This window comes from Streptomyces sp. N35 (assembly GCF_016464295.1).
Lineage (GTDB): Bacteria > Actinomycetota > Actinomycetes > Streptomycetales > Streptomycetaceae > Streptomyces.
The window spans coordinates 102512-112006 of record NZ_JAEIMH010000018.1; the positions used below are offsets into that span (position 1 = coordinate 102512).

Genomic DNA, 9495 nt, shown 5'->3' on the forward strand with positions numbered 1-9495 from the left:
GCTCAAGCGCCGCAGGGGCTGAAAGATGTCCTCACGTGGCTTCGACCGACGAACCGAACCGGTGTCCCCGGTGTGGCCTGTGCCGCGGCCGGTAGATCGGTGGTGCGGACCACCGCCACCACCGGGTAGCCCCCCGTCGTCGGGTGGTCTGCCAGGAAGATGACCGGGTGGCCGTTCGGGGGGACCTGGACTGCGCCCAGAACCAGGCCCTCGCTGGGGAGTTCGCGCAGGATCGCGCGTTCCAGGGGTGGGCCCTCCGTGCGCAGGCCGATGCGGTTGCTCGTGGAGGAGACACGGTAGGTGTGGGTGGTGAGCGTGGTGCGGGCGTTGTCCGTGATCCAGTCGTCGCGGGGTCCGGGCGTGATGCGCAGCACCAGCTCCTTGGGCGGCGCGGGCTGCGGACCGAGGTCGACCGGAGCGTACGAGGAGACGGCGGCGCCGAGCGGGAGGACCGTTCCGTTCGTGAGCGGGGCCGGGCCCAGGCCCGAGAGCAGGTCCGTCGAGCGGCTGCCGAGCACCGGGTCGACGTCCAGGCCACCGGAGACGGCGACGTAGGACCGTACGCCTGAAGTGGCCGTGCCCACGCCGAGCAGTGCGCCCGCGGGGACCCGGACCGGGGCGCCCCAGGCGGCGGGCCGGCCGTCCACCGTCACCGGGCAGGGCGCGCCCGTGACCGCGACCGTCACCGTGCAACGCGGGCGCAGCGCAACGCCGTTGAGGGTGGTCTCCAGGAGCGCCGCCTCGGGCGCATTGCCGGCGAGACGGTTCGCGAGGAGGCCGGCGGGGGCGTCGAGCATGCCCGAAGGCGGTACGCCGAGATGGGCGTGGCCGGGGCGGCCGCGGTCCTGGACCGTGGTCAGCGCGCCGGCCCGTACGACGACGAGGGCGCGGTCGGTCATGTGCACTCCCCATGGAGGCGGCCCAGGGGGCGCCCCGGTGGCCGTGCGCAGCGCGTGCGCAGCGCCGGCCCGGCGGACGCGCTCACGAAGCGTCCCCGTGGATCCGGAACCGTACGGGCGTGCCCGGCGCGAGGAGCGCGGCCGGAGTGCGGTTGTGATCCCACAGGACGGCGTCCGTGCTGCCGATGATCTGCCAACCGCCGGGCGAGGAGCGTGGGTAGACGCCCGTGTACGGGCCGGCCAGGGCCACCGCGCCGGCCGGGACCGACGGGCGCGGGGTGGGGCGGCGCGTGACCGCGTACCGCTCGGGCAGCCCCGTCAGATAGCCGAAACCGGGCGCGAACCCGCAGAAGGCGACACGGAATGCGAGAGCCGAGTGGATCCTGCCGACCTCGGCGACGGGCACGTCCCAGGCGGCGGCGACCTCGGCCAGGTCGGGGCCGTCGTAGCGGACGGGGATGTCGACCACGTCGCCGGTCGGTGCCGGTGCGGGCGGTACCACGAGTGCGGCCAGGCGGGCCGCGACCTGGCGCGGAGGCTCGCCCAGACCGTCGAGGAGCACGGTGCGGGCGGCGGGGACGAGTTCCCGCACCGGCGGGAAGGCGCCTGCCGCGCGGAGCCGTATCAACTCCGCGTGCAGGGCCTGGGCTTCGGTGCCGCTGTCGAGTTCGACGAGCAGCGCGTCGTCGCCGACGGGCAGGATGCGCCGGGGCGGGGAGGCGTTCAGGGACAGGGAGGTGTTCAGGGGCGGGGAGCTGTTCAGGGACACGGAGGCGTTCAGGGGTGGGGAGGCGTTCATGCGAAGGCCGCCACGTCGACGCCGCTCTCCAGGAGCCGTGCCCGTACGCGGCGGGCGAGCTCCACCGCCCCTGGCGTATCGCCGTGCAGACACAGCGAGCGCGCCCTGACCGTGATCCGCCGCCCGTCGAGCGAGCGCACCGCACGGTCACGGGCCAGACCGAGCGAACGCTCCACGACCGCCGACGGATCGGTGACGACCGCACCCTCGCGCGTACGCGGCACGAGCGTGCCTTCGTCCGTGTAGGCGCGGTCCGCGAACGCCTCGGCCACCACCGGCAGCCCGGCCTTCGCGGCGACCTCGAGGAAACGCGACCCCGGCAGCCCGAGCACGGGCAGCGGGCCCGCGAGCAGCACGCCGTCGACGACCGCGGCGGCCTGCTCCTCGTCGTGCACGATGCGGTTGTACAGCGCGCCGTGCGGCTTCACATAGGCCACGCCCGCACCCGCCGCGCGGGCGAAGACCTCCAACGCGCCGATCTGGTACGCCACTTCGGCGGCCAGCTCGTCCGCGGGCACATCCATCGCGCGGCGCCCGAAGCCGGCCAGATCGCGGTACGAGACCTGCGCGCCGATCCGCACCCCGCGCTCGGCCGCCAGCGCGCAGACCCGGCGCATCGTCACCGCGTCGCCCGCGTGGAAGCCGCAGGCGACGTTGGCGCTGGTGACGACCGAGAGCAGCTGCTCGTCCTCGGTCAGCCGCCAGCGCCCGAAGCCTTCGCCGAGGTCGGCGTTGAGATCGATCACAGGACTCACAGAACTCACAGAACTCACAGGGTTCATATGCGGGGTACGTGCCTTCGGTGCGGAGTGATGGTCGAACTGCGCTTCAGACGACGCGGTACGTGTCGTCGCGTACATCCGTGATGAGCATCCGGCCCGGTGCGTGGGTGAGCGCGAAGGGCGGCCGTGACTCCATGACCGCCGCCTGCGGAGTCACCCCGCAGCCCCAGAACACCGGGATCTCATCGGCCCGTATGTCCACGGGATCCCCGAAGTCCGGGCGGCCGAGGTCCTCGATCCCGAGCACCGACGGGTCCCCGCAGTGCACCGGACTGCCGTGCACGGCGGGCAGCAGGGCCGATTCGCGGATGGCCGTGGACAGCCTTTCCGGCGGGACCGGCCGCATGGAGACCACCATGCGTCCCCGCAGCCGTCCCGCGCTGCGGCAGGGGCGGTCGGTGAGGTACATCGGCACGTTCCGGCCCTGTTCCACGTGGCGCATCGGGACGCCCGCGGCGGTGAGTGCGGCCTCGAAGGTGAAGCTGCACCCGATCAGGAACGCCACCAGATCGTCCCGCCACCACCCGGTCACCTCGGCGGGCTCGTCGGTCAACTCGCCGTTCTGCCACACCCGGTAGCGCGGCAGATCGGTGCGCAGATCCGCACCGGGAGCGAGACGGGTGCGCCAGTCGCCGGCCTCGGTGACGTCGAGCACGGGGCAGGGCTTGGGGTTGCGCTGGCAGAACAGGAGCATGTCGTACGCCCAGTCCGCGGGCACCGCGATCAGGTTGGCCTGGGTGTGACCGGGCGCCCAGCCCGCCGTCGGTTCGTCGGCGCCCGCGCGGAAGTGGGCGCGGGCGGCGCGGGGCCTGCGGCGGTAGGACGGCAACTGCCGGTCGGCGTAAGGCGGTGAGGGCCTGGTCATGTCAGCTCCCGGCCGCGGGTCTCGGGCAGGCCGAACAGGGCGATGACCGCGATCCCGTACGCCAGTGCCCCGAAGATCAGCGCACCGCCGACGCCCCAGCTGTCCGACAGGAAGCCGACCAGGGTCGGGAAGATGGCGCCCACCCCGCGTCCGGCGTTGTACGTGAAGCCCTGGCCCGTGCCGCGTACGGCCGTCGGATAGAGCTCGGCGAGGAAGGAGCCGAAGCCGCTGAAGATCGCCGACATGCAGAAGCCGAGCGGGAAACTCACCAGGAGGAGCAGCCCGTTGGAGCCCTCGGGGATGGAGCCGAAGGCGAGGATGCACAGCGCGGACAGGACGGCGAACAGGGCGATATTGCGTTTGCGGCCGAGTACGTCGGTGAGATAGCCGCCGGTCAGATAGCCGATGAAGGCGCCCGAGATCAGGACGGCCAGATAGCCGCCCGTGCCGACGACGGTCAGGCCGCGTTCGGTCTTGAGGAAGGCCGGCACCCAGGTGGCCAGGGTGTAGTAGCCGCCCTGGACGCCCGTGGAGAGCAGACCGGCGAAGAGCGTGGTGCGCAGCAGGAGGCCCGGCTTGAAGATGGCGGTGAAGCTTCCCTTGTGGGGGTTCTTCTTGCGTGCTTCGGCGGCCTCGGGGGCGTCCTGGACGTTACGGCGCACATAGAGCACGAGCAGCGCGGGCAGTGCGCCCGTCCAGAACATGACGCGCCAGGCGAGGTCGTCGCCGAGGAACTGGAAGACCAGCGTGTAGACGATCACGGCCAGACCCCAGCCCGCGGCCCAGGCGCTCTGGATCGCGCCGAGGGTACGGCCTCGGTGCTTGGCGCTCGCGTACTCGGCGACGAGGATCGCGCCGACCGCCCACTCGCCGCCGAAGCCCAGGCCCTGCAGGGCGCGGAAGACCAGCAGCGTCTCGTAGTTGGGCGCGAAACCGCAGGCCACGGTGAAGACGGCGTACGTCACGACCGTGACGATCAGCGCCTGCACCCGGCCTATCCGGTCGGCCAGCACGCCGGCGAGCGCACCGCCTACGGCGGAGACGACCAGGGTGACGGTGGTGAAGAGTCCGGTCTGCCCGTTGTTGAGACCGAAATAGGCCGCGATCGCGACCATGCTCAGGGGCAGCGTGAAGTAGTCGTAACTGTCCAGCGCATAGCCGCCGTAAGCCCCGCCGAAGGCGCGGCGGCCGCGCGGTCCGAGCGCCCTGAACCAGGCCAACGGTCCCTGGGCGTCGGCGAGTTCGGGGCCGGGGTGTGGAGGGGCGGTGGTCGCCTCGCGGGAGGGTGGGGTCGCGGTCATCCGGGGCACCTCGCTGTCGGTGGAGGGGAGGAGCGTGCCTGTGCGGGTGTGGCCGTGCCGTGCGGGGAGTGCGGGGGTGCGGGTGACTGTCACCGTAGAGGATTGTTCAACGATCCCTCAATACCCCTGTGGGAAGGTTCTTGGATTCCCGACGGATTCTGCGGTTGAATCCAGTCATGAACGGACTCGTGGAAGACCGCGCGCTGTTGGGCCGCACCAGCACCGCGGAGCGGGTCGCCGACATCCTGCGCGGGCGGATCGCGGACGGTTACTTCCCGCCCGGCGAGCGGCTGTCGGAGGAGGCCATCGGCGCGGCCCTCAAGGTCTCGCGCAACACCTTGCGCGAGGCGTTCCGCCTGCTCACGCACGAGCGGCTGCTCGTCCATGAACTCAACCGGGGCGTCTTCGTGCGGGTCCTGACCGTCGAGGACGTCGAGGACATCTACCGCACGCGGCACCTCGTCGAATGCGCGGTCGTACGGGGGCTCGGCAAGCCGCCGTACACGCTCGACGGGCTGCGTACAGCCGTCGAGGAGGGCCGGCGGGCGGCCGGGGCCGAGGACTGGACGGGCGTCGGGACGGCCAATATCCGTTTCCACAGCGAACTCGTCGCCCTCGCCGGCAGCGCGCGCACCGACGAACTGATGCGCAGCGTCTTCGCCGAACTGCGCCTGGCCTTCCACCTCGTCGACGATCCGCACCGCCTGCACGAGCCGTACCTCGGGCGCAACGCCGAGCTGCTCGACACGCTGGACGCGGGCGGGCGCGCGGCGGCGGAGAAACTGCTCGCCGGGTATCTGGACGATTCGCGCAAGCGGGTCGTGGCGGCGTACGCGGGGCGGCTTTCCGGGACTGACGGCGCCCGCGAGTTGTGAGCCGGATCACGCCCGATCCATGCCTCAATGCACCGGGACAAGCAGTCCCAACTGCGCCGTTTCGGTCGTTGTCAGTGTGAGCGCCTAACCTCTACGTCGTGACTGCTCCTGCCCCGGCGAAGATCCATCCGTCCCCGGCACCGGGCCCGGCCGCCGACGAGGGCCTGGCGCGGCGCCTGCGCGCGCTCGCGTGCACGGCTCCGCTGCACGACCTCGATGTGCGCAAGGCCAATCTCGCCGGTGAGTACACGGTCTATGCGATGGCCGAGGTCGCGCTCTCGGCGATCGACCTCGTCACGCTCAACATGGACTTCGACACGGGCGCCGACCACGAGCAGATCGTGGCCCGGCTGATTCCGCGCGTTGCCGCCCAGGCCCCGCAGCGGCCGCTCGCCGAGCATGAGCGGGTGGCGCGCTGGGTCCTGGAGAACCTGATCAACGTCGGCAGCGTCGACCGCGGCTTCCGCGCCGTGTACGGCACCTTCGCGCCCGACGGCAGCTATGTGCGCCGCGACTATGACTTCAAGCTGCTCGAAGAGGTCCCGGGATACGGCGGCGGTGTCTATCTCCGTACGACGGACGAAGCCGTCAACGTCCTGGTGGGCGCCCTCGACACCGACGTCACCAGCGCCCAGATCGCGGCCGAGGTGAAGCTGGAGGTTCTGATCAGCCGGGGCCGGCTCGCCGACGCGCAGCTCGCCGCCGAGCAGGCGCGCTATCGCACGGTGCAGTACTCGGAGACGCTGCGGCGCGCGCTGGACGCGACGCGTCGCAATGTGCGCGCGGTCGACTGGCTGGAAGCCGTGCCCGACATGATCGCCGAGGCACTCGACCATGTCGCGGACCGGTACCGGCACGAGAACGCGATCCTGACGAACATCCGCAAGGCCCGCGACGAGGCCGAGGACCATGAGCACAAGCGGCGGGCCGCCGAGCTCGTCGACATCGTCAAGGACTGCATCCGCCGCCACACCCAGCTGCAGTCGAGGCTCCTCGAAGCGGGCCCGCTGTTCCGCGCCGAACAGGACCGGCAGGCCTTCGCGCCGCCGACGGGCCGGGTCGGGCTCGATCTGTACGGGCAGCTCCTGGCGCCCGTGCTGCCGCTGCCGGTCGAGCAGGCGATCAGGGTGACCGACGCGTTTTTCGCGCGCGGGACCGGACTGCGCACACCCACGTCCGTACGCGTGGGGGATCTCGTCGACATACTGCTGACGCCGCCGCTCGAGCGGGAGCACCTGGGTGCCGAGATGCCCGAGCCGGACCTGATCGCCACGCCCGACGACAGCCGCTTCAGCGAGGAGCAGCTGGCCCGGGCCATGGAGCTGCTCGACCTGGAGCACGAGGCGCCGCGCCGGCTGTCGGGGCTGCTCGCCGACGCGCGCCGGATGGATCCCGAACTGCCGTATCTCGTCGCCCTGTTGGCGGTGCACGCGGCCAGCCCGCCGGTCGGTACGGCCTACCGCCAGGGCGAGCCGAAGCTCCTGTTCGCCGTGGACGACGGGACCGAGCTCGACGATCCCGAGTTCGGCGGCGCCGACCTCATCGTCGGCACCGCGCTGCTCGGCGCGGTCGGGATGGCCGCCGCCCGGACGGAGGCGGCGTGGCTCCCGCAATCGGACCGCGCCTTCGCACCCTTTGCGTGCAGCGCCTCAGCACCCCCTGCGTTCAGCACCACCGCACCCTTCGCGACAAGGAGCCCCGCCCGTGAGCGACAAGGACGTCGAGGCAGGCGCCTGGGGCGAGAGCGAAACCCGCCCCGCCGCACCCGCGCCGGTCACCCCCGCCGACGCGGCCGACGCCGCGCGGCTGGTCTCCTTCGGACTGCAGCCCAAACTGCTGCCCGCCAGGGACGCCGAGTACGCCGAGCTCCTTCGCCGCTACCGCGAGGACCCGCCGTTCGCCCGCCTCGCCGACGCCGTGGCCAGCGGGCTCGGCCTGGTGGTTCTCGAGGTGTCTCCGCGCGCGGGCATGGCCGTGACGGCCGCCGAGGACTCGCTGTTCGCGGTACGGATGGGGGATTACGCGCGCCGGGCCTCCTCCGACGCAGGCGACCGCTTCCTGCACGGCCTCGCCCACCTCGCGCTCGCCGCCCTCGCCTTCCCGCGGCCCGAGGACCTGGCAGACGACGGGTACATCGGGCGGATCACCGTCAACGGCGTGGATGCTTTCGTACGGCAGGCCTGTCAGCGCCTCGAAGAGCGCGCCGAGGAAGCGGGCGAGAACACCGACCCCGCATCCGACGCCCCGGGCTTGGAGTCCGCGTGGCGCATCTGGGCGCGCCGCAGCTCCACCGGAGCCACCAAGGACGCGCGGCGGCTTGCCGGTTCGACCACCGGCATCGTCTCCAAGGCGGCGGCGTTCCTCACCGACTCCGGCTTTCTGCAGCGCACCGGGGACGACTCCGGAGGCACGTATCGCACGACGCCTCGTTATCAGCTGCAGGTGCGCGACATGGCCGGTTCCGCGGCCATGGCAGAGCTGCTCGATCTCGGGGTCGTCCCGGTGAGCGACGGCTCCGCGAGCCTGGTGCCGCCCACGGACGGCGAGGACCTGGAGCTGGTGGCGGGAGCGGGACTTCCCTTCCACGCCGACAGCACCTGACGCCTCACCCGCACGACTTCCCGCCCCGCCCACCACGCTCACGAGAGTCCGCCATGTACGAGCTGTCCCGGGTCCGCCTCTACTCCATCGGCCCCGCCGGTGCGCGCTATGCCGACACGGTCCTTGACCTGCGCGGTGTGGGCGAGCCCGTGCCCGATCCCGCGCCGCAGCAGGCCGAGTTCTTCACGGACGAGCCGTCCGGGCCGCAGCGCCGCCCGGCGCCGGCCGGTGTGCTGTTCCTGGAGAACGGCGGCGGCAAGTCGGTGCTCCTCAAGCTGATCTTCTCGGTGATGCTGCCCGGCCACCGCAACACGCTCGGCGGCGCCAGCTCCGGTGTGCTGCGCAAGTTCCTGCTCGCGGACGACTGCGGGCATGTGGCCCTGGAGTGGCAGCACACCCTGACCGGCGAGTGCGTGGTCGTCGGCAAGGCCAGCGAGTGGCGCGGACGCCAGGTCTCCAACGATCCGCGGAAGTTCGCCGAGGCCTGGTACTCCTTCCGGCCAGGACCCGGCCTCAGCCTGGACAACCTGCCGGTCGCCGAGGCCACGGCGGTGCGGCCCGTCGCCGAGGGTGCCTCCGGTGCGCAGGGGCGGCGGCGCACGATGAAGGGGTTCCGTGACGCGCTGACCGAGGCGGGCAAGGCCTACCCGCATCTCGAGGTGCACTGGGAGGAGATCCACGACCGCTGGAACGAGCACCTCGGCGACCTCGGCCTCGACCCCGAACTCTTCCGCTACCAGCGGGAGATGAACGCCGATGAAGGCGAGGCCGCCGGCCTCTTCGCGGTCAAGAAGGACTCCGACTTCACGGATCTGCTGCTTCGCGCCGTCACCGACACCCGTGACACGGACGGCCTCGCCGACCTCGTCGGCGGCTTCGGCAACAAGCTGGGGCGCCGTGCCGAACTGATCGCCGAGCGGGACTTCACGGCCGGATCGGTCGATCTGCTCGGCCGGATCGTCGAGGCCACCGAGACCCGCGCACGGGCACGCGAGGTGCACGCCGCGGCCGAGCGGCGCACCCGCACCCTGGCCCGGCGCCTGTCCGCCCGGTCCGTGGTGGAGCGGGCGCGGGCCGCCGAACTCGCCCAGCAGGTCACGAACGCCGCGCATACGGTGACCGAGGCCGAACAGGCCCGTGGCGCGAGCGCCCTGATCGCCGCCGAACTCGCGTACCGGCACGCCTCGTTGGCCCTTGCCGCCGCTGAGAAGTCCGCCGCAGCACAGAAGCGCGAGCTGGCCGATGCCCGCACCCTGCACTCCGCCTGGCAGGCCGCCGAGGCCGTGCTTCGCCACCGCGCCGCAGCGGACCGCTCCGCCCGCGTGGCCGTCGCGATCCGCGAGGCCGAGCGCGACGCCGCGCCCGCACTCGCC

7 protein-coding genes and 2 pseudogenes are annotated in these 9495 nt (G+C 72.2%); 4 read left to right on the forward strand and 5 right to left on the reverse strand.

The window, feature by feature from the left end:
* Window positions 1-2: 2 nt before the first annotated feature.
* The 5 genes from JAO81_RS12960 to JAO81_RS12980 all read right to left on the reverse strand — a co-directional run bounded on the left by JAO81_RS12960 (window position 3) and on the right by JAO81_RS12980 (window position 4646).
* A complete protein-coding gene (locus JAO81_RS12960; protein ID WP_199547966.1) occupies window positions 3-899 on the reverse strand; it encodes a biotin-dependent carboxyltransferase family protein in 897 nt (298 codons plus the stop codon).
* 82 nt (window positions 900-981) lie between these two features.
* A complete protein-coding gene (locus tag JAO81_RS12965; RefSeq protein WP_199547967.1) occupies window positions 982-1698 on the reverse strand; it encodes an allophanate hydrolase subunit 1 in 717 nt (238 codons plus the stop codon).
* Window positions 1695-2480: a 5-oxoprolinase subunit PxpA gene (locus JAO81_RS12970; RefSeq protein ID WP_199547968.1), complete on the reverse strand. Its 786-nt coding sequence runs from the start codon at window positions 2478-2480 to the stop codon at window positions 1695-1697. Before JAO81_RS12970 ends, JAO81_RS12965 begins: the two co-directional genes overlap by 4 nt.
* 46 nt (window positions 2481-2526) lie before the next feature.
* A complete protein-coding gene (locus tag JAO81_RS12975; protein ID WP_199547969.1) occupies window positions 2527-3345 on the reverse strand; it encodes a putative hydro-lyase in 819 nt (272 codons plus the stop codon).
* Window positions 3342-4646 carry an MFS transporter gene (locus tag JAO81_RS12980; protein ID WP_199547980.1) on the reverse strand — a complete coding sequence of 435 codons (1305 nt, stop codon included), beginning with the start codon at window positions 4644-4646 and terminating at the stop codon, window positions 3342-3344. The genes JAO81_RS12975 and JAO81_RS12980 overlap by 4 nt, the downstream gene beginning before the upstream one ends.
* A gap of 176 nt (window positions 4647-4822) precedes the next feature.
* Here JAO81_RS12980 and JAO81_RS12985 point away from each other — a divergent pair, with 176 nt between their 5' ends.
* The 4 genes and pseudogenes from JAO81_RS12985 to JAO81_RS13000 all read left to right on the forward strand — a co-directional run.
* On the forward strand, window positions 4823-5521 hold the full coding sequence (locus JAO81_RS12985) for a GntR family transcriptional regulator (protein WP_199547970.1): 699 nt from the start codon (window positions 4823-4825) through the stop codon (window positions 5519-5521).
* A gap of 98 nt (window positions 5522-5619) precedes the next feature.
* A pseudogene (locus JAO81_RS42425) lies at window positions 5620-7122 on the forward strand (hypothetical protein); the annotation flags it as partial.
* A gap of 103 nt (window positions 7123-7225) precedes the next feature.
* Complete coding sequence (locus JAO81_RS12995; protein WP_199547972.1) at window positions 7226-8122, forward strand: hypothetical protein; 897 nt, start codon at window positions 7226-7228, stop codon at window positions 8120-8122.
* A 53-nt stretch (window positions 8123-8175) separates the two neighbouring features.
* A pseudogene (locus JAO81_RS13000) lies at window positions 8176-9495 on the forward strand (hypothetical protein); the annotation flags it as partial.